The organism is Vreelandella sp. DA03-1M, from assembly GCF_055725665.1.
In genome coordinates this window covers 1,978,351-2,002,961 of sequence record NZ_CM146798.1, presented here as the reverse complement: position 1 = coordinate 2,002,961, position 24,611 = coordinate 1,978,351, and the positions used below count along the sequence as shown (strand labels likewise).

Here is a 24,611-nt window from a genome sequence, read left to right as displayed (position 1 = left end):
TGGATGCCCCCTATGCGAGCCAAGTTCTCTGCTAATACGGACGGAAGATTACCCCTGTACGCCAAGCTCCGCGATCAATTAGGCTCAAGGATCGCCAATGGTGAGTGGAAACCAGGCGACATGATCCCCTCGGAGAACCGTTTAGCCGAAGAGTATGGCGTTGCTTTAGCCACCATGCGGATGGCCCTGAAGCAGCTGGTTGATGAGGGGCTGCTGGATCGGCGGCGAGGTACCGGCACTTTCGTTAAGCAACCCGCTTTCCGAGCTGATCTGTTTCGCTTCTTCCATGTACATGACGTGGATGATCCTGATATCCCCGTCATTCCTGAAAGCCGAATTCTTAGCTGCCAGGAAGTCCCGCTGCCTGCTGAGGTGCAGAAAGCCTTTGGTGAGGACTCAGTCAGCCATTGCATAAAACTCGAACGCGTTCGCCTGTGGTCAGGCGAACCGCTACTGTTTGAAGAACTTTACCTACGTCTACCCGATTTCGAAGGACTCTTATCGCTCAATCCAAAAGCGATGGGGCCTTTGTTATATCCCGTATTTCTGGAGAAAGTCGGGATTTTAATCTCGTCGGCCACCGATGAGCTTTCATTCGGCATTGCTACCGAGACCAGCGCTCAGCAATTGGAGCTAGCTCCCAAGGCACCGGTCGCCGTCATCCAACGCATTGCCCGCAATCCCGCCGGAAGAGTCATTGAGTTTCGCCGGGTACACGGACGACCCGAGCGATTCCGCTACCGTGTCACGCTCGGTGATCACCCCGCATAAGGGCGCATTTGATGCCCGTCTTTACACCCTGCATTACCAAAAAAGGTAACTAACAATGAAAAAATTACAGCTTACGTCTCTTGTTGCACTATCCGCAGTTACTGCTATGCCTGTCATGGCTGACGACTACCCGGATCGTCCTATCGAAATAGTCGTACCGGCACCCGCTGGCGGCGGCACTGATAACGTTGCGCGCATGCTTAACCAGTACCTTCAGGAAGAGTTAGGAGAGTCATTAGCGGTGTTGAATGTCGCTGGAGGAGGTGGTGCTATCGGGGTAAACCAAATTGCCCGGGCTAGGCCCGATGGTTACACACTGCTCTCTACCTGGAATAGCCCGATCACTACCGTGCCCCACATGCAGCGTGTTCAGTACTCTTACGAGACATTGACCCCGATCACCAGCACTTCTCAGAGTGCTTACACCATGTGTGTAGCCCCCGACTTTCCCGCTGAAACAGGTGAGGAATTCCTAGCCGAGCTACAAAACAACCCTGGTCAGTACACCTATGGTAATGACGGTGTTGGGGGAACCATGCGTTTAGCGGCAGAGCGTATTTTCGACGCCACTGGCATTGAAGCGCGCCCCATTCCGTTCGGTGGTGCCGGTGAAACACTCCAAAACTTCCTTGGCGGCCACGTGGACATCTACGGTGGCTCCATCACACCGGTGCTCCCCTACGTAGAAGACGGCAAGGCAAAATGTCTGCTCGTGACCTCCGCCGACGACAATGAAGCCCTCCCTCAGGCATCAGGACTTGCCGCGCTCGGCCATCCCGAGCTGGAAACCGTACTGTGGCGCATGATGCTGGCACCCGAGGGTATGGATGAACAACGCGTTAATGTCATCGCCGATGCTGTTGCAAGAGCAGTAGAGCACCCCGAGTTCCAAACGTTCCTAGCTGCTCAAGGTGAAACACTCAACCTCGTTCGTGGTGAAGCGCTTCGTGCGCGCCTGCAACAGGAAACCGAAGCAATTGGCGAGACACTCGACAAGCTTGGGCTTAAGAAAAACTAACCCATGCTGACTGGACGATAATTTACTCATGAACTTCAGAGATATTATCTCTGGCATCGCCTTCCTCATCCTCGGCTGCACAGTGGTCGGGGTGGGGAATGGCTTTGATGCTGGAGCAGCTTATGTGCCTATGGGCGTTGGCATTCTGATGTGCCTTTTCTCACTTTCTCTCATCTTTAAAGGCGTTACGCAGAGATTAGGGGCAAGTGAGTCGAGTAGCATCGCTGTCGCGTTAATCGATCACCCAGGACGATTTATGGCGACAGTCGCCTGTTGCCTGATCTACTACTTGGCCATGCCAACGGTGGGTTTCTACTCCACTAGCACGCTGTTCATCATACTACTGTCGCTGGTGCTCGGTGAAAGACGCCCCATCGTCGTTCTAGGTATTACGGTGGGCTTTATCATCCTGTTATACGGGTTGTTTGCAATGGTGCTGAAACGCCCCTTGCCCGTCGAATTTTTCCTGGTTTCCTAAATAGGGTGACACGCTATGTTTGATTCCCTGTTCAATGCACTGCCCGTGGCCCTACAGTTTGGTTCCTTGGTTAGCCTCTTCGTCGGGACCTTGGTGGGCATTTTGATTGGCGCCCTACCCGGCCTCAACCCGGTGATGGCCATCGCTCTGATGCTACCCCTGACCTATGGCTTTGATCCTGTGATCGCCCTAGGACTGGTGGCAGGTATCTATAATGGCTCGATGTACGGGGGCGCTATTCCCGCCATCTTACTTAAAATTCCTGGCACGCCAGCGGCTATCGCGACGACATTCGATGGTTATCCGATGACGCGCAATGGTCAAGGCGGACTAGCCCTCAAGACGGCGTGTTGGTCTTCAGCCGTGGGGGGAATTATCAGTGCCATAGCGCTGATGACGCTGGCCCCTCTGTTGGCGCAGGTCACGCTCGCTTTTGGGCCCACTGAGTATTTCTGGGTGGCCGTTTTCGGTCTTGTAAGCATCGCCGTGTTAGTGGGCAGTGATATCAGCAAGGGCATGCTCGGCGCCCTACTGGGCGTTATCATCGGCCTAGTAGGCGTTGACATCATCAGTGGAGCGGAGCGCTATACGTTCGATTCACTTTATCTAAGCGGGGGCTTTGACCTGATTATCGTGCTCATCGGCCTCTACGCGATTCCGCCAGTGCTTGAAATGGCTGAGAAAAGCAACGCAACCTACTACGACGCAGGAAGCTTTAAAGTCGATGCTAGCGGGAATGCACTAACGCTGATACGTCAGCACTGGCGCACCTGGGCGCGCTCATCGCTGATAGGCGTCAGTGTAGGCATTTTGCCAGGTGCTGGTGGTAATCTGGCGGCTTTACTGAGTTATAACGAAGCGAAGCGCAAGTCCTCAAATCCCGATTCTTTCGGCACTGGCAACCCGGTGGGTGTTGCTGCAGCCGAATCAGGCAACAGTGCCGACAATGCTTCGTCGATGATTCCATCGCTAACGCTAGGGATTCCTGGCAACCTGGTCGCTGCCTTAGTGCTTGGTGCGCTGATGATTCATGGCCTTCAGCCCGGCCCGCAACTGTTTACGAAGTCGCCTGATGTGGTCTTTGGCTTTATGTGGCAGATGCTAATAACGGCGATACTACTGCTTTTCCTGGGCGGTATGGTGGCCACCCGCCTGTTCGCGCAGGTGTTGCGTATGCCGACTGCGTTATTGGTTCCAACAACCTTGGTGCTAATGGCAGTGGGGGTTTATACCGTCAAAGGAAACATGACGGACCTGTATGTCATGTTAGGTTTTGGGTTGCTCGGCTATTTACTCCACCGGCTCGCCTTCCCACTCGCCCCCGTAGTGTTGGGGGTGCTGTTAGGACCAATGGCGGAACAAAATTTACGCTTGGCAATGTTGCTCTCTCAAGACGACGTGGGTGCCCTATTTACGCGTCCTATCTCGCAGGGGATCATCGCACTACTGTTGTTGGTCTTATTTTCACAGGTTTGGAAAATGCTACGGAAAGTTCGTCAGGAGTAACAGCGCTACGAAAGAATTCCACAGTTTTATTGTTGAATTCGTAGACGGCGGTCAGACAATATTCATGACTGACTGCCGCTATCGGCCAGAAGCCGCCATTGAGACTTTCCTGATGTAACGCCAACATTCAGCAGCGGCCTTTACGTAGCGAAGCGGAGAAAAGGCCATCCGGTGGAGGGCCGAAGGCCCAGAACGAACTAGAACTAATGGTTAGATTGAAACAATATCCGCACGGCCTGAGCTGCCTGATGGGGAATCAAAACCGTAAGAGGTGGAGCCTAATGAGGTTTCGCGAGCAGGTGCTGAAAGTCGCCGCCACGCTCACCATGCATGCATTGCGGGTGACCTTGCACCTGGGAGCCGCCGCCGACAATTGGTGGCCAACCCTGATGCGAGGAGGGCCAAGATTGGCCGCATTGTCCTAACCGCCACCACGACCGCCTTTCTTAAGGCATCGTCCAGTGGTCGAGGGGGCCGTGAGCAAGCGCCCCGCCCTCTTTACTTGATATTATAAGCGACAAGTATTTAGAGAATAAATGAGCATATGTGGCGGTGCTGCCATGTCGTTGGCAGAAGAATAAGAGCCGGAAGCGTGCGATCAGCCACTTTAACAAGACCGTGATGAATCACACGGGTTACCAGTTGACGGTTATGACCACGCTGATCATTGGGGTGAAGAAAACAGGTCTGTCCCCATTTTTGTCCCCCATTTTCGATACCGGAAGCGAAATGCAGCCGTTGGTCTAATGTTAGAAGAATGGGTATGTGATTTTCGACCCACGGACATGACTGATGACTGACTACTTTGTTCAGGCGTTTATCTACCTGGTGGCGGCGGTAATAGCGGTGCCACTGGCCAGACAGTTCGGGCTGGGGTCGGTACTCGGTTACTTGGTGGCCGGTGTGGTCATAGGACCGGTGACAGGACTGGTGGGCCAGGAGGCCCTCACTCTTCAGCATTTTGCTGAGTTCGGCGTGGTAATGATGCTGTTCCTGGTGGGGATGGAGCTTGACCCCAAATCCCTTTGGGCCATGCGGGTTCGGCTGCTCGGTCTTGGCGGCCTGCAGGTCACACTGACTGCAGCCGCAGCCACCTGTTTTGCCTGGTTCCTGGGGATGGCCTGGCAAACAGCCGTGGCGGTAGGGTTTCTCTTCTCCCTTTCCTCAACAGCGATTGTCTTGCAGACACTTACCGAAAGGGGCCTAGTCAAAACCGAAGGTGGGCAGAGTGCCTTCTCAGTGCTGCTTTTCCAGGACATTGCGGTGATTCCCATGCTGGCCGTCATCCCTCTGCTGGCCGTGTCCGGAATGTCCGGTAGTGGCAGCGAGGGCGGGCATAGCAGCCTCAGCCTGGTTGAGAACCTGCCGGGCTGGGCGCATGGGCTGGCCGTTGTCGGTGCGATCGTGATCGTGATTATCTGTGGCCATTACCTGAGTCGGCCGCTGTTCCGCTACGTGGTGCGATCCGGCATGCGGGAAGTATTCACCGCCGCGTCCCTGATGCTGATTATCGGCATCGCGGCGCTCATGAGCCTGGTGAACCTCTCGCCTGCGCTCGGCGCATTCCTGGCCGGTGTGGTCCTCGCCAACAGCGAATTCCGGCACGAGCTGGAAGCCAATATCGAACCTTTCAAGGGGCTGCTGCTAGGGCTTTTCTTCATAACAGTAGGCGCGGGAATCAATTTCGGCGTTCTGGCGGCTTCCTGGGATACGATCTTTCTTCTCGCCCTGGCGGTTATCATTGGCAAGACGCTGATTCTGTTTGGCCTGGCTTTCGCATTCGGCATCCGCGGCAGTGAAGGCTGGTTGTTCAGCCTCGGGCTGGCCCAGGCCGGTGAGTTCGGGTTTGTGCTGCTGACCTACAGTACCCAGAACCAAGTTATCCCTGCAGACACCGCTCAGGTGCTGTCACTGGTGGTGGCCCTGTCCATGTTCCTGACACCGCTGTTGTTCATTGTCTATGACCGGGTGGTGCTGCCGCGCTATCAGAAGGCTTCCAATGAAGAAGCAGAGCCGGATGAGATAGAAGAGCAGGCCCCGGTGATCGTGGCAGGGGTCGGCCGCTTCGGGCAGATCGTCTGCCGGTTGCTTCGCGCCAACAACATTCCCAGCGTTGCCCTGGACCACGCCCTGGGGCAGGTCGAAAACCTGCACCGGATCCAGCTGAAAAGTTACTTTGGCGACGCCACCCGCATCCAGCTACTGGAAACCGCCGGCATTGCCGAGGCACGCCTGCTCGTCGTCGCCATTGATGACAGGGACCGGGCCGTACGTTTGGTGCGTCACGTCAAACAGCTTTACCCGGGGGTCTGGGTGCTGGCCCGCTCCTTCGACCGCGGCCATGGTTACGAGTTGCGTGAGGCCGGCGCCGACGATGTGGTGAGCGAAACCTATTACTCCGCCCTGGAACTCGGCGGCGATGCCCTCACCGCCATGGGCGTCCACCCAGAACGCGCCCGCCGGATGACTCAATCCTTTGTCGCCAGCGAAAAAGCCAACGAAGACCAATTGTTCAGCGCCTGGCGCAACATCGAGGAAGGCATCCACTTCAGCCCGCGCTACGGGGAGCTGTTCATGAAACTGGACGAGTCACTGGGGCACGCCATGCGGGAAGACGCACGGCGAATCGAGGACGAAGCACCGGCGTGGACCCCGCCGAGGAACAACGGCTGATCACTAAAACAGAATTGTCAGCGCTTATTCGCTTCCTGGTTGCGGCGTTGCTGCCGGTAGCCGTAAGTAGCGTTTCTGACGGTTTCTTCATCTTCCAGTCCGGCCCCCAGGGCGCCAGCGATAGTGGCAACCGAAGTCGCGAGCCAGGCAAGAGTGGTATAATCGAGAAGACTGGCCCCGTGATCAAGTTGCGCTTCCAGCATGTTGGCCGGAATGAAAACGAGGACCGTGAAACAGAAAAGGCCCAGCAGGATCACATAATAGAATACGACCCCGGCACTCAGCGTCAGGACAGTGACCGTGTTATAGAGCCGAACCAGACGTGGTGATCGGGCGTTTTTTATCGGTTCCCAAAGCGTGTGGGCAATAATGATCCAGGCGATCATCGCCACCATGGCCACTCCCATCAGCAGAACAAGGCGTGGCCGGCCATAATTGGCGCTGAGCTGCCAAAGGGTGGGAAACACCAGACCATAGGCGCCGGTCGCGAACGCGACGGCGATGACGCGCTTGAAAGCAGGAAAGATGGTCGAGGGGCGGTTGGCGCGCACCATGCCTGCCAGGATGCGAAGGTTCCCGTTGATCCACGAATCGGCAATGAAGCGCACGTCAAAGGACTCTCCCTCGCCCGATAGCGTTAGCCGACGTATCGGAAACAGCTTCTCGTAGAGGTGCCTGCCCAATAGTTGCCGCGCACCTTTGCCACGCAGACTCTCGTGGACTTTATCGGATTGCTGGGTACGCTGCTCCTGACGAGTACGGTCCTCTTCGGAACTGCCATGGTGCAATTCGTTGACCAGTTGCAGGATCGCTTCGTTCAGGCGACGACGTATTGCGGTAATGCCGAAGGCAGGCAATGAAATCATCGCAACGCCATGCACCGTGCTGGTTTCAGCGATTACGAAGCGCCCGTCCTTAAAGATCGGCAAATCGGTAATACAGATCGCGTAGTCCCACTGCTGGTCCCGCTTATACTCGAGAATACTCCCAATAATATCGTTGGAAGCCTCTGCAGCACCGATCAACGGATCGACGATCAGTTGCACCTCCCAGTTCAACCGGTCATCGACGTAATTGGCCAAAAGCTCGGGTAACCGGTTGATTACCTGTTTGGCCATCTCAGCGGGCATCTCCGGGGCGGGTATCAGGCCCACCACTTTTCGGCACGCGTTGACCGCCCGGCTCCCTTCCTGTGCGGGTTCCCTGGTGGAGATCTCGTTCCGGGCCGTGGACATAAGCGCTCCATGACGACGTGGCTGCTGCATTGGGTAGTGGAACCCTGAAAAAAACCACCCTGACATACCCAAGCTTAGTTGAAGATCGGAATACCGCGACTCGCGCTACAGTCATCTCGGGGCCGGCATTAGGGAACCACTGATCAATTCGGTTTCGAGCGACTGAGGAACTCAGAGTGACTCAATCACCGCGTCGGCGATCAATTTCCGACCACCTCATGTGGTCTGTTTTCCCTGACAGCCGGGTTATCTGGCTGTCAGGCCAGATTCAGGGCGTAATGGCCCCGTCAATTTGGCCCTCGCATCGTGTCGTCAGCACCAGGTTGGCCAGCCCGAACAGGCTGAAGAGTTGCGCCTGGTTCTTGGCCAACCCCTTGTAGCGCACCTTGCGGTAGCCGAAGAGGTTCTTGATGACATGAAACGGATGCACGACCTTGGCGCGGATGCTGGCCTTGGCCTTCTCGATCGCCAGCAGCAGTGCTTTCATGGGGGTGTCTTCCATCTTCTTAATGGGGCTGCGTTTGGCGGCAACACAGCATCGGGAATCCGCGGCATCCTTCTCTTCGTCGAGATACTTCCACATACCGGTGTAACCCGCGTCGCCGTATACCCGTTTGTCATCTTCTCGGACCAGGGCACCGGCCATGGTGACATCGGCGACGTTGGCCGAGGTGGCGGCGACACTGTGAGTCGGTCCGGTGACCGCATCGACCCCGATATGGGCCTTCAGGCCGAAATACCACTGGCTGCCCTTCTTGGTCTGCTTCATCTCCAGATCACGCTGCTTGACCTTGTTCTTGTTCTTGGTAGAGGGCGCGGCGGCCACGATGGTGCCTTCGCGCATGAACAGGCCTTGCTCAGCCAAGTGGGCGTTGATTTCCTCGAAGATCCGCTGGGTCAGGGCATGTTTCTCCAGTAGGTGGCGGAAACGCAACAGCGTGGTCGCATCCGGCACGCTCTCGACAGACAGGTCAATGCCCACGAAGTCGCGCATTGCCTGGCTGTCGTAGATCGCATCTTCGAGTGCCTCGTCAGCGAGCGCATACCATTGTTGCAGGAAGTAGATCCGCAGCATGCGCTCCAGGCCGATGGGCGGGCGGCCGCGCTTACCGGCCGCGTTCGGGAAGTAGGCGGGCGACAGCGCGCCGATGAGCCGTTGCCAAGGCACCAGGGTTTCCATCTGAGCCAGGAACCGCTCGCGGCGGGTGACCTTTTTCTTGTTCTGGTACTCGGCTTGGGCGAACGAGATCTGCTTCATCGGGTGGCTCGGTCAGGTGGTGACAGGGTAGCCAGATTTTACCCCGCCGCCGGCTGCCAGGCAGCTGCGGCGGGATTTATGCAGTATTTCCCTAGTGCTCCTGGTGTGAGTACGCAAAGTGCTCCAAAAGTGTAATGGTTGCTCGTCCATGACGGTGGAAACTTTACTTCATATAGAAGTTCACACGTTCTCAATGTCGATCGGTACCTAAAGTGTCCTTCCGGACAAACAAGAAATTCGTTAAATGTCAGCTTCCCGAGTGGAACCTCAAGAGTCGGGAGCTTGAAGCCCTGCTTCGGGCTCTCATAAGTGATGGCAAGGGCCACTGAGCGAGCAGCCCCATCCAAATAGAATTCGATCTGCGCTAGGGCGTCCCCAAAATTATATTGCCATATCTCCTCGCACTGCCGGTGCGGCGGACCTAGTGATGCCAGCACGAACTCTTTGGAAACCCCAGGGCTTATGTGCTCGAAAAAATTCCGCGGAGCCCTCTTACCCTTGATTCTATGGGGAACGAGTCAGACGTAAAGATACTTGACCCCCGCTAAGAAAGCGGACCCACCCAATCGAGTTGCTAGTGTTTCAAATATCACAAGCTCCAATATCCTTTGGTCGGACGATAATCTGAGGCCGATCGGCTCCAGCGACCGGTGCTGCAGCCGTTCCATCAGCATTGCCTGAAGCTTCCCCATTCGGCCAGGTACGGACGTTTAGGTAAACCTGATATAACTCCAGTTAGCATGCGCGGCTACGAAATAGAGACGAAGCCGCAAGTAGTAGATGTCGCCATGAATGGAGTTGTTATGTTTTGAATCTAGGTGGAAGGTCCCAAAGCTGCACCTCAATATAGAGCTCAAAATCTGTTTCCCAGTAACGCTCATAAGGAACAACATGATCATTTTCAGGAATTCCGAATCGCGTAACGAGCTCACTCATCTCGCTAAGAAGAAACACTTTATTGTAGTAAGGCTTATCGTCTCGGGATAACGCAATAAAGCTATCCGGGTAGGTCAAGGAAGTTGTTTCAGGGTCAAGCTCCGATAGAGGTATTTTTAGCTCATTTTGGTTAGCGTTTAGATCACGAAACCAAGGGGATTCTCCAAGCACCAGATAAAAAGGGTGACAGCGGCGCGGTTTACCCCCTCGCGCAACGAAGAGTTCACGCAGCCTAGCTTCGACCTTGCTTCGGACTTCAATATAGTTCCTGCCGTAACGCCGTCGATAGCCGGTATCACGCTGATGGCGAGTTAGAATATCTAAGAAGACGGGATCTTCAGACCCCGCGGGAAGTTCGGAGAGACTCCGAAACGGACCAGTTTCAGGCAAATAGTAGTGGGTAGCAAAATTTGGCAGTTTCATCATGTAAGCCTAATAGTTTATTTTATTGTGAGCTATAGGCTATTGTGAATATGTAGTTACGGCGGATGACCGCTCAGGGTCGGCACCGACCGTTAATTAATCTGAGCACATAACTAGCATCAATTTAGCCACACTATGACCTCCACCTGATGAAGGATCATGACATGAACGTTTATTCTGATATCGACGTGAAACATCGCCAGTAATCCCTTTTATAACATGACTAAATCAGTCATCCACCCCGCAATCAGCGCACCTACGATTCCAAGAGTAAGGTAAAGACCAAAAATCGCCGGACGAACAAGACTCCATACTGCAATGGCCGAGTACAAACTGATAGTAGCTCCTGACATCAAGAAGGCCATTGCAGCACCTGGTGTCAGTCCCATATCAATCAATCCTCGCAACAGTGGCAGAGCTGCATACCCTTCGATATAAAGCGGCCCACCTACCGCTACCGCTAAAGGCACAGCCCATGCACTGTCTACCGTGGTGAGAATTGAGAACCCCGTCTCTCCTAGATGTGCACGCACCATGGCTTCAAGGGTCAGAGCGAAAGCAAGCCAGCGCACAACCATGGAAAAGGTTGCTTTTGCCTCATCGATAAAGCGCGACGGTGCTGACGAATCGCACGAATTCGTGCTGACTTGCAACAACGCACCTTCTCGAACCCAGTGAGTTTGCGGCTTCCAACAACTTAGCCCCTGCATAACCGCCCCTGCAACCAGGCCAAGCAATAGCGCAGCAAGTAATTTTCCGATGGCAAATGGCCATCCGAGAATGCCTGCTGTCAGGATCAGCATGCCTGGATCGGTGACCGGTGAGGATAGCCAAAAGGCCATAGCCGCCGCCATGGGTATACCCTGACGCAGCAAGGCGGCAACCAGAGGAACACTTGCAATACCGCAAACCGGCGTTATTGCACCAATCAGGCCAGCGAAGACAATAGCGTGCCATGGGCGGCTATCTAACGTATTGCGCACTCGATCTGCGAGTTGGCTTGATGCGAGCCAACCCGCCATGAGGGCAACGAACAAAATCAGTGGCAACAGCTTGAAAAGCTCAACGATTACAGAGCGAGCTAATTCGATACTCGGCTCAGGTAACAAGGAGCCAAGAGCCAGCAGTGCAAGCGTGGCCCACCAAACCAAAGAAAAGCGTGTGTTCATGAAGAATGTTCCCTAGAACCGTTGTATAGCTATAGGATGATCCTGAAGGTAGAATAAGAAAAACGAATTCTATTTATGCATTGCATCAGGTTATCTGATAATGAGACATATGAGAGGTGAGTGGCTGGTCGCTTTCGTCGCTGTGGTTGAAACGGGGAGCTTTACTGACGCGGCAAAACGCATGCATCGCACCCAATCTGCAGTGAGCATGCAAATTCAGCAACTGGAAGCTGCGGCAGCTACATCGCTATTAGCACGGGCACGTAGTGGAGTCATTCCCACCCCAGCGGGCGAGCGTCTCCTACCCTACGCTCGGCGTACTGCCGAGGCCCTTTATGATGCCTCTACCCTCTTCGAGGCTCCCGAACTGTCATCGGGACCATTGCGAGTCGGCATTCCTGAAGAATACTCCGGCACCGAACTTCCCAGGCTACTGAGCCGCTTTCAACGCAGCCAACCCAAGGTCGAATTATCCGTGCAGTGTGCCAGCAGTGATCGGCTTGAGTCGGCCATCGAAAAAGGTACTTTGGATCTCGGACTCATTGTCGCGGACGATGAACGGCGACGCGGTGACGCGCTACTTTACGATCCGACTTGGTGGGTTATGGCAGAGGATTTTGAGTTGCCGGTCAGTGAGCCCTTGCCCCTAGTGCTTTTCGATCAAGCTTGTTGGTGGCGACAATGGGCCTTGGATCGAATGAGCAAAATCAGGCGAGAGTGGCGCATCGCTTATACCAGCGACAGCATCGCTGGCGTCGCCGCAGCGGTCCAGGCCGGGCTCGGTATCGGTGTGCTAGGGTTCAGTACAATGCCAGATGGCGTATGTCAGGTGCCTAAAAGCTTAGGGTTACCTAACCTGCCAGGTTCTCATCTAGTATTGCAGCTAGCAGATGGCAATGCACCTAGGTCAGTAGAGATGGCGCGACTAATACAGCAGCATTTCACTTCAAAAGGTTACTCAATAGGTGGCCGCTATTAACTTATTTCTTTGACGACTGTTTGGAATAATCGAGCAGACGGAAATTTGGTATGGTGAAACGACGGACTGGGCTAAGCCGTCGTTATCCGGCCAGAAGCGGTCTTTTAGTCGTATCTGATATAACGCCCGGCTCACGCGCCGATTTGGAGCCGCTAAGCGGCGGAAAATCGGTCGCTGTGCAGCCGATTGTTAAGGCTTTGGTGGTCCTTCGAGCCATCCCAAGACATCTGGCAACCCGACACTGGACAGTAAAGCAAAACATACCAATGCGAGTATGAATGCGAGGGACTGCCAAGGCCTCGCACGTATAAATGAAAGCCATACCTTTATCTTTTCTACTGATTCAGGAGTTCTCGGCAGGCTATGCAAAGAGGCTTCAGCGGTGAGTGCTCGACGGGCCTTTCGTAGCGAGTTTTTGACCCCTACTCTATAAGCACTGTCATGCAAATCGAACCGATACACACCTGGATCGAATTGAACTCCGTAAGACGAAGCCTTTCTACCGATGCCCTCAGAAAAACTGCTGAGTCGATCAAGATATCTCGAGTCATCAAAGAGCTCTGAGATCAGACCATCAAGCGCAGCTATTTCTTTGGAACCAATTTCTGAGTTCGGATGACTCAACACCTTGGAAAGCTCTTCTTTTGACCGGTTTTCCTTATCCGCGATGAGCTTTAACCAAACAGTACTGACCTCTTGAAATGACGGAATAACAAACCGATTTCCATCATATTTAGCAGACTGATAATAAACATCTATTTTCGAACGAGCTAGAGACTCGCACTCGCTATCAATCGCATATAATTTTGTCTTCAGGATTTCAAGCACAATCGATTAGTTCCAAGATTGCCTTAACAGCGTATTAGACGGCGCGTTCTATGATTGGATGAACGTGCTGGCACTTTTTCTCGGCAAATACAGCCTGCCAAATTCTCCCAAGTCTATGATTACTTTGTCTATTAACTTCCATTAGGCAGTATATCCAAAATTCGTGCACCTGCTGAATTTCCCGGAATATCTGCTCAGGATCGAGCCCCGACTATAAATTAATTTTAGCACATGACGAGCGTGAATTGAGCCGTTCTTTGACCTCCACCTGATGGAGGATCATGCCATGAACGTTCCGACTGAAATCTCTTGTACATTTACACCTTGGGATAAAGGCAAATTAGTTGGGCAGAAGGCGCCTCTGCGCCTTCGAGATATCTGGGCCATACGTGTGCGCCTACAGCTTGCCAAAAAGACGAGAGACCTTGCCCTCTTCAATTTAGCCATTGATAGCAAATTAAGGGGCTGCGACCTTGTAAATTTACGAGTCAGGGATATAGCCCATGGTGCGTGCATATCCCCACGAGCCATCGTGATGCAGCAAAAAACGCATCGACCTGTCCAGTTCGAAATTACCGAGCAGACTCGCATCGCTATTATCGACTGGATACAGCTGGCTCAGCTCCGAAGCGAAGACTTCCTGTTTCCTAGCCGAATCAATAGCGCAAAGCAACTTTTAACGCGCCAATATGCCCGTATTGTGAAAGCCTGGGTTACCGAAATAGGTCTAGATGCATCAATGTATGGGCAGAGTCCTGACCCTGTCGGACCACCCCAAGCTGATAAGAGGTGCAACGCATGACCCAAGTAACGCTACACGCCGACGATAACCGGTTGTTTGTCCAAGCCGTCGACACCGCTATTGCCGTATATCGTGAAGCGGCCACCCGGATGAACGGGGCTGCCCCCCTTAGGGATGGATGATCAGCCGCCTACTGACATTGACTATACGCCGGATTCTGTTGTGGTCACTGGGTTGTTGACCACACTGCGAAGCCTGAAGGATTTACGCAACGCTATTCGCCAGCCATACAGCCAACAATCGGCCATCACGGTGGAGGTTGAAGTTGATGAGCGTGGGCGCAACCCCATAACCATTATGGTGCCAAGCTCTATCGCCACCGACGAGGCTGACAATCTGCTCATGCAAGCGATCTACTACGCCAACGCCAAAGCTCAGAACCATCAGATCTTGCCACTTATAGAGCGAATAAAATAGCCACCTGCTCGCCAATCAACTCCAGGGGAGCCTGCAGCGGCTCTCTGATAAATGGGTCTGCCTGATATGACGGCAAAGCCATCGCGACCACCTGTAGGCCGCTGTCATCAAGAACACTGAAGATGTCACTATGAATGTTTACTAAATGTCAAGGAAGCCCAGTTTTTTTGTAGATACTTCGATCTCACCAGTTTCTGAGAGCTGTCAGCGTACTGACCCTGGAGCTCTACTGGGTAGATAAGTCGCCCGTCCTTTCGAATCGGCCCTGTGATAGTTCAGTCGCGGTCACGACATAGCTGAAATTCGGAAAAAATTGATGTAGCGCAAGGGTGGACGCTTGTGATGGCCTACAATTTAATGGTCAGGTCGCTTCGAACTGAACTTCAAAGGCGGATGCAATGAATAACAGGTTTCCTCCTCAGGATCATGAGCACCTTATTGGCACGCCTGGATGTGGGCGATTCGGCACCATTGATCTGAATAAATTCAACGAAGATCTGTATTTGAGTGAACGCCTGACCATTGAATTGATGGATCACACTGCACGGCGTAGGGGCGCGTCTGGCTGCTGTGGCTGGTCTCCATCCGTCTGTTAGGGGACGCTGCCTACATCCATTCCCTCAGGGCCGTGCGCAATGAGTTGAGGCTGTATGGCCTATCTGAAAAAAGTTGTATTCAACCATTTTCCTAAGCAGGAAGCCTCTGAGTATATCGCGAGGCTTGTGCCTGCCCTGACCCAGGAATCCTTTGTGCGTTTACTCTACAAGCGAACTGATGGCCTGCCAAATTTCTTGGCACATGTCGTGAGTGACCTCATCACTCACAAAGCAGGAAGTCACCACAGCTCGGCCGGCGAGCTATTGCCTGAGTATGACGCCATCCCAGAGGAAATAGCGGAATTCATCGGCCATTATACCGAACGGCTTTCGACTGTTCAGCGTGCGTTGCTCGAAGCGGAAGCCGTTTGCGGCTTGCGATTTCAAGTGAACACCTTGGCGGCTGTTCTCGATAAAGATGCTGCCAGCGCCCTGTTGGCCTGGCAACTGGGTGCCGATGCCTTATTACACCTAACAGATGTGAATGATATCTATCGCGATTTTGGAATGGACGCCGCTGAACCGATCCATGGACTGACTCTTGCTGAAGCCCGAGAACTTGACCTACCGGCCGGCTCTATAGGTCCTAAAATGGCCGCAGCGGTCAACTTCGCCGAAAGCGGTGGTGTCCTCCGTGGCATTGGTAGGCTGAGGGATGCACTCGCAATTCTTGAACTCCGGGCAGGTACCTATGCTGTCTGAAAATAACTTAACCCAGCAATCTTCAGAACAGCACTGGCACTCCGTGAATGCTTCCGGTACCAGAGAGCTACTGGAAGCAACAGCGCCCCTGAGTGGTGAGGAAGCCGCCGCGCGGCTTGCCGTCTATGGCCCTAATCGTCTGCCGGAAGGAAAGGCAAGCGGGCCCCTTGCTAGACTCACTCGCCAGCTCCGCAACGTCTTGATATACGTTCTGTTGGCTGCGGCGGCTATTACAGGGGCACTCGGCCACTGGGTGGATGCAGGGGTCATCATGGCAGTAGTGGTGATCCAGACGCTGGTGGGCTTTATCCAGGAAGGCAAGGCCGAGCAGGCACTGTCCGCCATTGGACATATGCTGGCACCGAAGGCACGTGTAGTCCGTGAGGATGGCCAGCATCAAATTAACGCCGCTGACCTGGTGCCCGGAGACACGGTGCTACTGGAACCCGGCGACCGCGTACCGGCGGATACCCGCCTGGAAAAATGCCATAACTTGAAGATAGAGGAAGCCATCCTTACGGGTGAATCCGTGGCGGTAGAGAAATCCCCGGAACCGGTGGATAAAGAAGCAGCGTTGGGTGACCAAAACAGCATGGCATTTTCCGGCACCATGGTATCTACGGGTACCGGGCGTGGGGTTGTGGTTCGTACCGGAGCGGCGACGGAGATTGGTCGTATCTCTGGTTTGTTGGCAAGGACCACGTCTCTAAAAACGCCCTTGGTAGAAAAGATGGACCGCTTTGCCAAAATGTTGTCCGCCATTATAGTCATTGCCGCTGCAGCCGTATTTGCCGGCGGCCTGGTCTTCAGTAGCCTGTCTTTCCAAGAGCTGTTCATGGCCGTTGTAGGGCTGACGGTGGCCGCCATTCCAGAGGGATTGCCAGCCATACTAACCATCACGCTAGCGATAGGCGTGCGCCAGATGGCGAAACGTCAGGCGGTGGTACGTCGAATGCCTGTCCTTGAATCACTGGGAGCGGTATCAGTAATTTGTTCTGACAAAACCGGCACACTCACCCGCAATGAAATGGTGGTGACCACAGCAGTGGCGGGCCGACAGCGCCTGGACATATCCGGAGAGGGTTATGAACTTGAGGGTGCCGTAAGCCAGGATAGCCGCCCCGTGGATGCCACTGAGTTGTTGGTGGAGCTGGCCCGGGCAGCTGGACTTTGCAACGATGCCCACCTTGATTTACGAGAAAAGCAGCCGCGCATTCAGGGCGACCCTATGGAGGCGGCGCTGAAAGTGTTTGCTCACAAGGCAACGTTTGATATTGAAGGTGGTGTCCGCGATTGGCCCCGCAGGGATGAAATCCCCTTTGACACCCAGACCCGTTTTATGGCCACTCTCAACCATGATCACCATGGCCACAGCATGGTGTACATCAAGGGTGCTCCAGAGCGCATCCTGGATATGTGCGAGGCGGAGGTGACAGAAAACGGCGGTACCTCTGCCCTGGAGCGTTATTGGTGGGATCAGATAATTACCGATCTGGCATCGGATGGTTTAAGGGTACTGGCCTTGGCCCGGAAACCGGTTTCAAGGGCTACGGCCGATCTCGCTGTGGAGGATCTTGGCACTGGCGTAGAACTGCTGGGCTTAGTGGGGTTGCTGGACCCACCCCGGCAAGAAGCAATCCGCGCTATCTCCGACTGCCATACGGCGGGTATCCAGGTAAAGATGATTACCGGGGACCATGCTCTGACGGCAGGGGCCATTGCTCGGAAACTGGGGCTGCGAAACAGCGAGCGGGTTTTGACTGGAAAGGACTTGGATAGCCTCACCAATGAGGAGTTACAACAACTAGCGACTGAAGTAGATGTGTTCGCACGCACCAGCCCGGAGCATAAACTGAGACTGGTGGAAGCCCTGCAGGCACAGCATGGGGTTGTCGCCATGACTGGAGACGGTGTCAATGATGCGCCGGCCCTGAAGCGGGCCGATGTGGGAATTGCCATGGGTGTAAAGGGGTCAGAGGCGGCGCGGGAGGCCTCATCCGTTGTGTTGCTGGACGATAATTTTGCCAGCATAGTTGCGGCCGTCCGCGAGGGGCGTACGGTTTACTCTAATCTGAAAAAGGGCATAGCGTTCCTGCTGCCAATTAATGGCGGTGAGTCCATCAGTCTTATCACCGCTTTATTGCTAGGTCTTGCGTTACCGATTTCACCGCTGCAGATTCTCTGGGTCAACATGGTCAGCGCTGTTGTGTTGGCAATAACCCTGGCTTTTGAACCACCAGAACCGGATGTTATGAAACGCCCCCCCCTGCCGAGAGAACAGTCATTACTGCAGGGATTTTTGGTCTGGCGGGTGTTTTTTGTGTCACTGCTGTTTCTAACAGGCATCTTCGGGGCCTGGTTCTGGGCAATGCACCACTATGACGACCAAAGCATAGCTCGCACTCTGGCCGTAAATACTTTAGTGGCCATGGAGGTGTTTTATCTGTTCGCTGTGCGCTATCTCGACACACCGTCTATAACGCTTCGTGGTGTTCTGGGCACTCCGATTGTGTTACTTGCAGTGGCGACAATCGTAGCTCTGCAACTTCTGTTTACTTATCTGCCTTGGTTCCATAACACTTTTGAAACTAGCGCCCTATCCCTGGAAATGCTGGTTTTAGCCTGTCTAGCAGGAGTGGCGGTACTGGTGATACTGGAAATCGAAACCTGGATTCGCAGACGCCTGTGGTCGGCCAGGTCAAACTAGCATGAGAAAGCGCCAACAAAAGCACATGTAACAGTAATATGAAGATTAGAGTTACAGTGTTAATTTTTATTAGGCTTAGAGCCTGTTTCGAAGATTCAAAGTCCCACTTAATTCCTGCCTCCCTTCAACAGCGATGGCACGCTAGAATTGGCACGCGCGAGGCTGCATTTACCAGCTTTTCCGTTTTGGGTAGTCATGTGCCCTGTTATTAATATGGCATAAGATTCCTCCCGGCCGAGGCTGTGTGAAAACCTAAAACCAGTTGGCGATTACAGCGTTCAGCCGTATTGGCACTACTATCGGCTAGCAATACGCTTCAGAGTGCCTTCCTTTATTATTTCCACATCTGAAGATGTTCGAGATAAAGCCTAAAAAATACCTTCTGTAGAGTATCACCGACTTCTAGTAAGGGCGGTAGAGCCAGGGTTAGCTACCCTATGCTCGCACCGCCTGGATCAAACCCGTGGTGCCAAGGAGATTCATGACGCGTTTCATGTTGTAAGCAAGCACATGAAGGCTCATTTCCATGCTGACGTTCTTAAGCCCTTTGGTTAAAAAGTGAGTCGCTCCCATCCACGCTTTTAACGTGCCAAAGGGATGCTCAACCGTTTGACGACGGATGCGCATTATATCCGGCGCCTGATCAAGACGTGCTGTTACCGCCTCCAGAACCTCTTCGTGTTCCCAGCGTTTGATGCGCCGGTAGGTACCTGTAGTACATTGCGATTTCATTAAGAAATCTGGACAGGCCGAACTCCAATAGCAAGGTAGCGTCTGGCCTTTTTCGACGTTCTTGAAGCGCCAAATTAGCCGCTCTCTCGCGGGACAGCGATACTCATTACGTTCAGGCACATACCGGAACGCTTCCCTGGGAAACATACCTTTGGCCTGGTTCGGCGAGGTTTGGGGTTTAGGGAGATACGTCGTAATACCGGCCTCGTGACACGCAAGAATTTCATTACCTGTAAAATAACCGTGATCAGCTACGACGTGGAGATCACTAACGCCGCTAGCATTGCGTGCTTCCTTGGCCATCCGGTAAAGCTGACGCCGGTCACTGCCGACATTAGTGACTTCATGGGCGACAATCAGATGATGCTGGCTATCGATAGCCGTCTGCACGTTGTAGCCCACAATTCGCGTTCATAGAGCGAGCGTCAGGGTCTGTCAAAGAGACTTGCTGATCAGGTGTCTCGGTTCTTTGAATTTCAATGGATTGCAGTTGCTGAACTTCTTCTGTGAGAGAGGTGATTTTTTCCTTCAACCGTGTCGTCTGTGCTTCTGTGACAACAGCGGAGCCTTGATCCATTGCGTCGAGCTGGCGTAAATAGCGCTCAATACTTTTGTCGATTACTTCTGCTCGCCGCTTCATCTTGGCCAAGGTAAAGTTGCGGTCTCGATTGTTGACGGCCTTAAATTTGCTGCCGTCAATGGCCCTCACTGATTGTGAAAAGAGCCCCAGACGCCGACATATCAAGACAAAGTCTCGGCAGGTGGCTTAGATCGCCTTGCCATTGTGCTTGCGGAAATCGGCAATCGTTTTGAAGTCCGGGGCGAGGCGCTCCATTAGCCACATGAGTTCAACATTACGCTGCGCCTCACGTTCCAAACGGCGGCTGGATTGCACGCGGTTGAGGTAGCCGTAGAGATAGATTTTAGAAGTACAGCGGGGTGATAGGCGGGCCGGCCTGTGGCATGGGGATCAACACCTTTGAACCCCAGCTGCTTGAGGTCGAGGGCGTTCACGAAAGCCTCAATAGCCCTAACTGGGTTATCTTCAGTAACGAAATCATCCAGAAGCTCAGGAAACAACGTTGTTTGGGATCGGGATTCACCTGCGACGAAACGTTTCATCGGTACCTCCCACGATCAGTCATGGGTAGAGTATAGCGACAGCTACGTTTTCACACAGCCTCGGCCGAAAGCAGCCATCAAATAATGTCTCATGACAACATCATACATAACACGCCATCACGCATTGAACACTTCATCCACAAAATTAACTTAGCCTCAAACCTATCAGACATTGTTTACCATCGTCGCTAGCCATTAGTCCCCTTTGCTCGTGCTTTTTTCACCTTCGCCCCCCTAGACCAAACGCGGTAAGCTTGGCGGCACTCATGCTACTGATGTTTTTGATAATGCCTATCCACTGGATACTCGGCCCTGGTGCCATTGGCCGCCTGCTGGCCCATTCGCTTTCACCCATAGCGGCCACTACGCTACTCGGTCGTCGTGCGCTGCCTGCGCGCCAGATGCTGACCACACCGGAAGGCGAGCAGCACGTGCTGCCATTACACTCGTTGACGATAGCTCAACTGGAATCAAACACGCCTAAACCGCCCGCTTTTGTGCATATCACTACCAAAGCAATGGTGGCTGAGTCGGCGTTGGCTGGCATTACTGACTGCATTTCCCCTGCTACCCCCCTGGTGCTGTGGCAAAACGGTTTTTTGGCCCAGCCGCTTATCACACAGGCATGGCCAGGGCCGGTGCTTTGCGCGACAACAACTGAAGGTGCTTATCTAACCGGTGATGATGGCGTGGTGCATGCGGGGCGTGGGCATACCTTTGTGGGTGATTTGCATAACCAGCACGGTGCGCTGGCAGAAGAACTGGCGCACACATTAACCCAGGCAGGGCTTGCCGCCACAAAGGTGGGTGATATTCGCCAACGTTTGTGGCAGAAGCTGGCAGTGAACGCGGCGATTAACCCACTGGTGGCGCTGAATGGTGTGCGTAACGGCGAGTTGCGCGGGGAAGCTTATGTGGGCCGTGTGGTGGCGGTGGTAAAAGAAGTCGCGGCGATTATGTTAGCCGAGGGCATTGCGCCGCCCAATGATGGCAATGGTGAAGATGCCTGGTTGGCGTTGGTGTGGCAGGTGGTGGAAAACACCGCGAACAATAAGGCGTCGATGTTGCAGGACGTGGAAGCCAAACGCCCCACCGAGCGCGGGGCGATATTGGGGCCGTTGATTGAGAGTGCCCAGCGCCATGGGTTGGCGTGCGAGGTCTTGCAGGGGCTGGATAATGAGTTGGCGGAGGTTGAGGCGAGCTTTTAGGCATTACCTGGGGCAGCTTTGCTGCTCTCCCGCGGGTGCCTCGTTTCTCGCTGCGCTCGCTAATCGTTACTTCGCGCTACAAGTATGCTTACCTCATTTAGATTTAAGCATCACGTAACAGGAATCACTACCACTTTTTGGTAGGCGGGGCGTTCGGCGATTTGTTGGTACCAGCGCTCTAAATTGGGACGCGGCTGCCAGGTTAGGCCGATATGCCATAAGTTGTAGATAAACGGTGCAACGGCAATATCGCCCAGGCCAAACACATTGCCCGAGAAGAACGCTTGCTTGGCCAGCACGTTATCCATTAATTCAAACAGCTCTTCACACGCCTGCATACCCGCTTCAAGGGCAGCATTATCGCGTTTTTCGAGTGGGGTTCTGACATAGCCCATCAGGATCGTGCGGTGTCTGGGTGACAGGGTGCTGTTCGACCAATCCATCCACTTTTCTGCCTGCGCCCGTTCGGCGGGGGCTTCGATCCATAGCTTGCTTTGCCCGTACTGCGCGGCAAGGTAGCGAATAATCGTATTGGATTCCCACAGCACGCTGTTGGTGGCGTCATCTTTGAGTAGCGGCACTAGCCCGGTGGGGTTCATGGCCAAGTATTCCGGCGTATTGTTAATCCCGTGCTCAAGCCCCGCCTGGATCTGTTCGAACGGTAGTTCCAGCTCTTCTAGCACCCAGCGCACTTTTTTGACGTTGGTGGAGTTGTTGCGGCCCCAAAGCGTGATCATGGTAGTCCTTGTATATGAGCAGTTTCTTTAAGTTTGCCCGCCCTTGAGGCCGGAGACAAGCTGTGGCTTTGGTGGGATAGCTGGGGCGGCTTCGCCGCCCATTCGCGCGGGGCCGTCCATACGGGTGCCGCGTGTTGCTCGTTCCTCGCAAAACTCGTTACCACGCGCTGCAAAACCCCGCTCCTCACCACTTACGATTCATACCTCACGATTCACTCCTCACCATTTACCATTCACACCTCCCGCCTTACCCTCACTCTTTATCCCGATAGAACTGCATCAGGCTTGAGAAGTCGAGTTTACCGTTGCCTTTGGCTTTATGCAGGGTGAACAGTGAGCGGGCGGCGGAGCCCATGGGGACTGCGGAGGCGCTTTGCTGACTGACATCCATGGCGAGGCCTAAGTCTTTGATCATTAGGTCGACCTGGAAGCCACCCTGGTAGTTTTTGGAGGCCGGTGCGTTTTCCATGACGCCTGGGTAGGGGTTGTAAACGTTGAGCGCCCAGTTGCCGCCGGAGCTCTGCTTCATGATTTCTGAAAGCACCGCGGGATCCAGGCCGTTTTTGACGCCCATATTGATCGCTTCACAGGTGCCCGCCATCAGGATAGAGAGCAGCATGTTGTTGCACACTTTGGCCACCTGCCCTGCGCCATGGTCTCCGGCGTGGAAGATGTTTTTGCCCATCACGTCCAGCACCAATTTGGCCTGTTCGAACTGAGCCTCCGAGCCACCCACGATAAAGGTCAGCGTGCCCGCTTGCGCGCCGCCTACCCCGCCGGATACCGGCGCATCGACAAAGCCAATGCCCAACTTCTCGCCTTCAGCGGCCACGCTGCGGGCGGTGTCGGCGTCGATGGTGGAGCAGTCGATCACCAGCGCGCTCTGCTTGATCACCTCGAACAGCGGCGCATCGCCCCCAACATACAGGTCGCGCACGTGCTTGCCTGCGGGCAGCATGGAGATGACGAAATCCGCTCCGGTGGCGGCTTCTTGGGCTGAAAACGCGACTTCGCAGCCGTTGGCTTTGGCGGCCTCCAGTGCGCCTTCAGAAAGGTCAAAAGCGCGAACGTTAAATCCTGCTTTCGATAGGTTAGCGGCCATTGGGCCACCCATATTGCCTAAACCGATAAACGCGACGGTAGTCATGCGTATTGTCCTTATTATTCGTTGATGAAGAGTGACGTTAGTGCTGCTATTTATTTTAGATCGGCGAGCGGGTTGGTCTCCCACGGCGAGGCTAATAGCTCATCGATAAAGCCCTGCTCGACCGAAGCGACGTCCGGGTATGTCCACGCGGGCTGGCCATCTTTATCGACCAGTAGCGCACGCACGCCCTCGGGAAATTCGCGGTGGCGGCAGCACTGCACCGAAAGCGCCATCTCAAACTGGAACACTTCCGCCAGCGACATGTGTTTGGCGCGCTTCAGCTGTTCATCAACCAGTTTGATGGACACCGGGCTGCCGTGGGCCAGCGTTTTCTGCGCTTTGTTGAACCACTTGTTGTCGCTTTTTACCGCGGCAATGGCGGCAACGATCTGCTCGACACTGTCGTGATCCATCAATTCTCGTATCAGCGTGGCGTGCTGATAAACGGGAGCTTCCAGCTCGGCAAACACCGGCTGCGATGTTTGCTCTAGCTCGCGCATAATGCGGTTGACCACACCATGGGCATCGGTGTCGGCACCTTTACCCCAGCGCGCATCGATCAGTTGCTGCAGCAATGCATCCCGGTGGTGGCTGGCAATACAGCGATCGGCCAGGCCGAGGTGTACGGCATCCGGCGCACTGACCTGACAGCCGGTCATGGCTAAAAAGCGGCCAGTGCCGCTGGGCAGGCGGTTCAAGAACCAGCTGGCGCCCACATCCGGGTAAAGGCCGATAGTGACTTCCGGCATGGCCAGGCGCGAAGTTTCGGTCACCACGCGGTGGCTACTGGCACTCAACAGCCCCATGCCGCCGCCCATCACAATACCGCTCCCCCAGCAGATCACCGGCTTGGGGTAGGTGTGCAGCAGATAGTCGAGCCGGTACTCGGTTTCGAAAAAGCGTTCGGGAAAGCTGGGGTCGCCTTCTCCGGTAATCGTTTTATACAGGTTGACGACATCACCACCGGCACAGAACGCTTTCTCACCAGCGCTATCCAGCAGGATCGCCACCACACGCTCGTCGGTGACCCATTCGCGCAGGCGCGGCAACATCGCTTCGCACATTTCGAGCGTTAACGCGTTCAGCGAGCGCTCGGCATCCAGCTTTATTTCGGCGATGACGTGGCCGTCTTGGGCGGGGTGTTCGGTAAACAGTACACTGCTCATG

23 protein-coding genes and 2 pseudogenes are annotated in these 24,611 nt (G+C 54.3%); 14 read left to right on the top strand and 11 right to left on the bottom strand.

Going from position 1 to position 24,611, the window contains the following annotated elements; genetic code table 11:
• The first annotated feature begins 3 nt into the window (after positions 1–3).
• From ACXUPB_RS09245 to ACXUPB_RS09215, 7 genes and pseudogenes are all read left to right on the top strand, one after another.
• Entirely contained in the window at positions 4–771 is a 768-nt protein-coding gene (locus ACXUPB_RS09245; protein WP_246362448.1) for a GntR family transcriptional regulator, read from the top strand.
• 55 nt (positions 772–826) lie between these two features.
• The gene (locus tag ACXUPB_RS09240; RefSeq protein ID WP_179917324.1) at positions 827–1,789 is read left to right on the top strand and encodes a Bug family tripartite tricarboxylate transporter substrate binding protein; all 963 of its coding nucleotides are present in this window, start codon (positions 827–829) and stop codon (positions 1,787–1,789) included.
• A 28-nt stretch (positions 1,790–1,817) separates the two neighbouring features.
• The gene (locus ACXUPB_RS09235) at positions 1,818–2,267 is read left to right on the top strand and encodes a tripartite tricarboxylate transporter TctB family protein (RefSeq protein ID WP_246362451.1); all 450 of its coding nucleotides are present in this window, start codon (positions 1,818–1,820) and stop codon (positions 2,265–2,267) included.
• 15 nt (positions 2,268–2,282) lie between these two features.
• Positions 2,283–3,773, top strand: a complete 1,491-nt coding sequence (locus tag ACXUPB_RS09230) for a tripartite tricarboxylate transporter permease (protein ID WP_472956359.1) — start codon at positions 2,283–2,285, stop codon at positions 3,771–3,773.
• Positions 3,774–3,958: 185 nt separating this feature from the next.
• Positions 3,959–4,198: pseudogene (locus ACXUPB_RS09225) on the top strand (IS1380 family transposase); the annotation flags it as partial.
• 121 nt (positions 4,199–4,319) lie between these two features.
• Positions 4,320–4,520, top strand: a complete 201-nt coding sequence (locus ACXUPB_RS09220; protein ID WP_176304980.1) for a hypothetical protein — start codon at positions 4,320–4,322, stop codon at positions 4,518–4,520.
• Between the two features lie 45 nt (positions 4,521–4,565).
• Positions 4,566–6,446 carry a monovalent cation:proton antiporter-2 (CPA2) family protein gene (locus ACXUPB_RS09215; RefSeq protein WP_472956357.1) on the top strand — a complete coding sequence of 627 codons (1,881 nt, stop codon included), beginning with the start codon at positions 4,566–4,568 and terminating at the stop codon, positions 6,444–6,446.
• Between the two features lie 17 nt (positions 6,447–6,463).
• Here ACXUPB_RS09215 and ACXUPB_RS09210 read toward each other — a convergent pair whose 3' ends face one another.
• The 4 genes from ACXUPB_RS09210 to ACXUPB_RS09195 form a co-directional block, all read right to left on the bottom strand.
• Positions 6,464–7,681 carry a hypothetical protein gene (locus ACXUPB_RS09210; protein WP_339806973.1) on the bottom strand — a complete coding sequence of 406 codons (1,218 nt, stop codon included), beginning with the start codon at positions 7,679–7,681 and terminating at the stop codon, positions 6,464–6,466.
• 268 nt (positions 7,682–7,949) lie between these two features.
• Entirely contained in the window at positions 7,950–8,939 is a 990-nt protein-coding gene (locus ACXUPB_RS09205; RefSeq protein ID WP_179917328.1) for an IS5 family transposase, read from the bottom strand.
• An 801-nt stretch (positions 8,940–9,740) separates the two neighbouring features.
• Positions 9,741–10,301 (bottom strand): hypothetical protein, encoded by a 561-nt coding sequence (locus ACXUPB_RS09200; RefSeq protein WP_472956356.1) that lies wholly within the window; start codon positions 10,299–10,301, stop codon positions 9,741–9,743.
• Positions 10,302–10,510: 209 nt separating this feature from the next.
• Complete coding sequence (locus tag ACXUPB_RS09195) at positions 10,511–11,467, bottom strand: permease (RefSeq protein ID WP_179914897.1); 957 nt, start codon at positions 11,465–11,467, stop codon at positions 10,511–10,513.
• A 100-nt stretch (positions 11,468–11,567) separates the two neighbouring features.
• Here ACXUPB_RS09195 and ACXUPB_RS09190 point away from each other — a divergent pair, with 100 nt between their 5' ends.
• Positions 11,568–12,446: a LysR family transcriptional regulator gene (locus tag ACXUPB_RS09190; protein WP_472956353.1), complete on the top strand. Its 879-nt coding sequence runs from the start codon at positions 11,568–11,570 to the stop codon at positions 12,444–12,446.
• 189 nt (positions 12,447–12,635) lie between these two features.
• Here the strand turns inward: ACXUPB_RS09190 and ACXUPB_RS09185 are convergent, their stop codons facing one another.
• Positions 12,636–13,274, bottom strand: a complete 639-nt coding sequence (locus tag ACXUPB_RS09185; protein ID WP_472956352.1) for a hypothetical protein — start codon at positions 13,272–13,274, stop codon at positions 12,636–12,638.
• Between the two features lie 286 nt (positions 13,275–13,560).
• Between ACXUPB_RS09185 and ACXUPB_RS09180 the strand changes: the two genes are divergently transcribed.
• The 5 genes from ACXUPB_RS09180 (at position 13,561) to ACXUPB_RS09160 (ending at position 18,498) form a co-directional block, all read left to right on the top strand.
• Positions 13,561–14,076, top strand: coding sequence for a tyrosine-type recombinase/integrase (locus ACXUPB_RS09180; RefSeq protein WP_472956351.1), 516 nt, complete (start codon positions 13,561–13,563; stop codon positions 14,074–14,076).
• Positions 14,073–14,198 carry a hypothetical protein gene (locus ACXUPB_RS09175; RefSeq protein WP_281372494.1) on the top strand — a complete coding sequence of 42 codons (126 nt, stop codon included), beginning with the start codon at positions 14,073–14,075 and terminating at the stop codon, positions 14,196–14,198. Before ACXUPB_RS09180 ends, ACXUPB_RS09175 begins: the two co-directional genes overlap by 4 nt.
• Positions 14,191–14,493 carry a hypothetical protein gene (locus ACXUPB_RS09170; protein ID WP_179914892.1) on the top strand — a complete coding sequence of 101 codons (303 nt, stop codon included), beginning with the start codon at positions 14,191–14,193 and terminating at the stop codon, positions 14,491–14,493. Before ACXUPB_RS09175 ends, ACXUPB_RS09170 begins: the two co-directional genes overlap by 8 nt.
• 650 nt (positions 14,494–15,143) lie before the next feature.
• Positions 15,144–15,791 (top strand): amino acid kinase family protein, encoded by a 648-nt coding sequence (locus ACXUPB_RS09165; protein ID WP_472956348.1) that lies wholly within the window; start codon positions 15,144–15,146, stop codon positions 15,789–15,791.
• Positions 15,781–18,498: an HAD-IC family P-type ATPase gene (locus ACXUPB_RS09160; protein ID WP_472956346.1), complete on the top strand. Its 2,718-nt coding sequence runs from the start codon at positions 15,781–15,783 to the stop codon at positions 18,496–18,498. The genes ACXUPB_RS09165 and ACXUPB_RS09160 overlap by 11 nt, the downstream gene beginning before the upstream one ends.
• A gap of 435 nt (positions 18,499–18,933) precedes the next feature.
• Here ACXUPB_RS09160 and ACXUPB_RS09155 read toward each other — a convergent pair whose 3' ends face one another.
• The 3 genes and pseudogenes from ACXUPB_RS09155 to ACXUPB_RS09145 all read right to left on the bottom strand — a co-directional run bounded on the left by ACXUPB_RS09155 (position 18,934) and on the right by ACXUPB_RS09145 (position 20,352).
• Positions 18,934–19,620: a transposase gene (locus ACXUPB_RS09155; protein WP_472956345.1), complete on the bottom strand. Its 687-nt coding sequence runs from the start codon at positions 19,618–19,620 to the stop codon at positions 18,934–18,936.
• Positions 19,601–19,939 (bottom strand): hypothetical protein, encoded by a 339-nt coding sequence (locus tag ACXUPB_RS09150; protein WP_472956343.1) that lies wholly within the window; start codon positions 19,937–19,939, stop codon positions 19,601–19,603. The genes ACXUPB_RS09155 and ACXUPB_RS09150 overlap by 20 nt, the downstream gene beginning before the upstream one ends.
• Before the next feature lie 57 nt (positions 19,940–19,996).
• Positions 19,997–20,352 (bottom strand): annotated as a pseudogene (locus ACXUPB_RS09145) (transposase).
• Positions 20,353–20,639: 287 nt separating this feature from the next.
• Here ACXUPB_RS09145 and ACXUPB_RS09140 point away from each other — a divergent pair.
• Positions 20,640–21,560 carry a ketopantoate reductase family protein gene (locus ACXUPB_RS09140; protein ID WP_472956721.1) on the top strand — a complete coding sequence of 307 codons (921 nt, stop codon included), beginning with the start codon at positions 20,640–20,642 and terminating at the stop codon, positions 21,558–21,560.
• A gap of 110 nt (positions 21,561–21,670) precedes the next feature.
• Here the strand turns inward: ACXUPB_RS09140 and ACXUPB_RS09135 are convergent, their stop codons facing one another.
• The 3 genes from ACXUPB_RS09135 to ACXUPB_RS09125 form a co-directional block, all read right to left on the bottom strand.
• Positions 21,671–22,297 (bottom strand): glutathione S-transferase family protein, encoded by a 627-nt coding sequence (locus ACXUPB_RS09135; protein ID WP_472956342.1) that lies wholly within the window; start codon positions 22,295–22,297, stop codon positions 21,671–21,673.
• A gap of 253 nt (positions 22,298–22,550) precedes the next feature.
• Positions 22,551–23,462, bottom strand: a complete 912-nt coding sequence (gene mmsB, locus ACXUPB_RS09130; RefSeq protein WP_472956719.1) for a 3-hydroxyisobutyrate dehydrogenase — start codon at positions 23,460–23,462, stop codon at positions 22,551–22,553.
• Positions 23,463–23,494: 32 nt separating this feature from the next.
• Positions 23,495–24,610 carry an enoyl-CoA hydratase/isomerase family protein gene (locus ACXUPB_RS09125; RefSeq protein ID WP_472956340.1) on the bottom strand — a complete coding sequence of 372 codons (1,116 nt, stop codon included), beginning with the start codon at positions 24,608–24,610 and terminating at the stop codon, positions 23,495–23,497.
• Between the last annotated feature and the right edge of the window lies 1 nt (position 24,611).

What these genes read in the sequence shown, in the direction of transcription:
- ACXUPB_RS09245 (WP_246362448.1), top strand. Translation starts at nt 4, where the DNA reads ATGCCCCCTATGCGAGCCAAGTTCTCTGCTAATACGGACGGAAGATTA.
- ACXUPB_RS09235 (WP_246362451.1), top strand. Translation starts at nt 1,818, where the DNA reads ATGAACTTCAGAGATATTATCTCTGGCATCGCCTTCCTCATCCTCGGC.
- ACXUPB_RS09210 (WP_339806973.1), bottom strand. Translation starts at nt 7,681, where the DNA reads ATGTCCACGGCCCGGAACGAGATCTCCACCAGGGAACCCGCACAGGAA.
- ACXUPB_RS09170 (WP_179914892.1), top strand. Translation starts at nt 14,191, where the DNA reads ATGGATGATCAGCCGCCTACTGACATTGACTATACGCCGGATTCTGTT.
- ACXUPB_RS09240 (WP_179917324.1), top strand. Translation starts at nt 827, where the DNA reads ATGAAAAAATTACAGCTTACGTCTCTTGTTGCACTATCCGCAGTTACT.
- ACXUPB_RS09215 (WP_472956357.1), top strand. Translation starts at nt 4,566, where the DNA reads ATGACTGACTACTTTGTTCAGGCGTTTATCTACCTGGTGGCGGCGGTA.
- ACXUPB_RS09190 (WP_472956353.1), top strand. Translation starts at nt 11,568, where the DNA reads ATGAGACATATGAGAGGTGAGTGGCTGGTCGCTTTCGTCGCTGTGGTT.
- ACXUPB_RS09230 (WP_472956359.1), top strand. Translation starts at nt 2,283, where the DNA reads ATGTTTGATTCCCTGTTCAATGCACTGCCCGTGGCCCTACAGTTTGGT.
- ACXUPB_RS09125 (WP_472956340.1), bottom strand. Translation starts at nt 24,610, where the DNA reads ATGAGCAGTGTACTGTTTACCGAACACCCCGCCCAAGACGGCCACGTC.
- ACXUPB_RS09205 (WP_179917328.1), bottom strand. Translation starts at nt 8,939, where the DNA reads ATGAAGCAGATCTCGTTCGCCCAAGCCGAGTACCAGAACAAGAAAAAG.
- ACXUPB_RS09165 (WP_472956348.1), top strand. Translation starts at nt 15,144, where the DNA reads ATGGCCTATCTGAAAAAAGTTGTATTCAACCATTTTCCTAAGCAGGAA.
- ACXUPB_RS09175 (WP_281372494.1), top strand. Translation starts at nt 14,073, where the DNA reads ATGACCCAAGTAACGCTACACGCCGACGATAACCGGTTGTTTGTCCAA.
- ACXUPB_RS09200 (WP_472956356.1), bottom strand. Translation starts at nt 10,301, where the DNA reads ATGATGAAACTGCCAAATTTTGCTACCCACTACTATTTGCCTGAAACT.
- ACXUPB_RS09140 (WP_472956721.1), top strand. Translation starts at nt 20,640, where the DNA reads ATGCCTATCCACTGGATACTCGGCCCTGGTGCCATTGGCCGCCTGCTG.
- ACXUPB_RS09160 (WP_472956346.1), top strand. Translation starts at nt 15,781, where the DNA reads ATGCTGTCTGAAAATAACTTAACCCAGCAATCTTCAGAACAGCACTGG.
- ACXUPB_RS09135 (WP_472956342.1), bottom strand. Translation starts at nt 22,297, where the DNA reads ATGATCACGCTTTGGGGCCGCAACAACTCCACCAACGTCAAAAAAGTG.
- ACXUPB_RS09180 (WP_472956351.1), top strand. Translation starts at nt 13,561, where the DNA reads ATGAACGTTCCGACTGAAATCTCTTGTACATTTACACCTTGGGATAAA.
- ACXUPB_RS09195 (WP_179914897.1), bottom strand. Translation starts at nt 11,467, where the DNA reads ATGAACACACGCTTTTCTTTGGTTTGGTGGGCCACGCTTGCACTGCTG.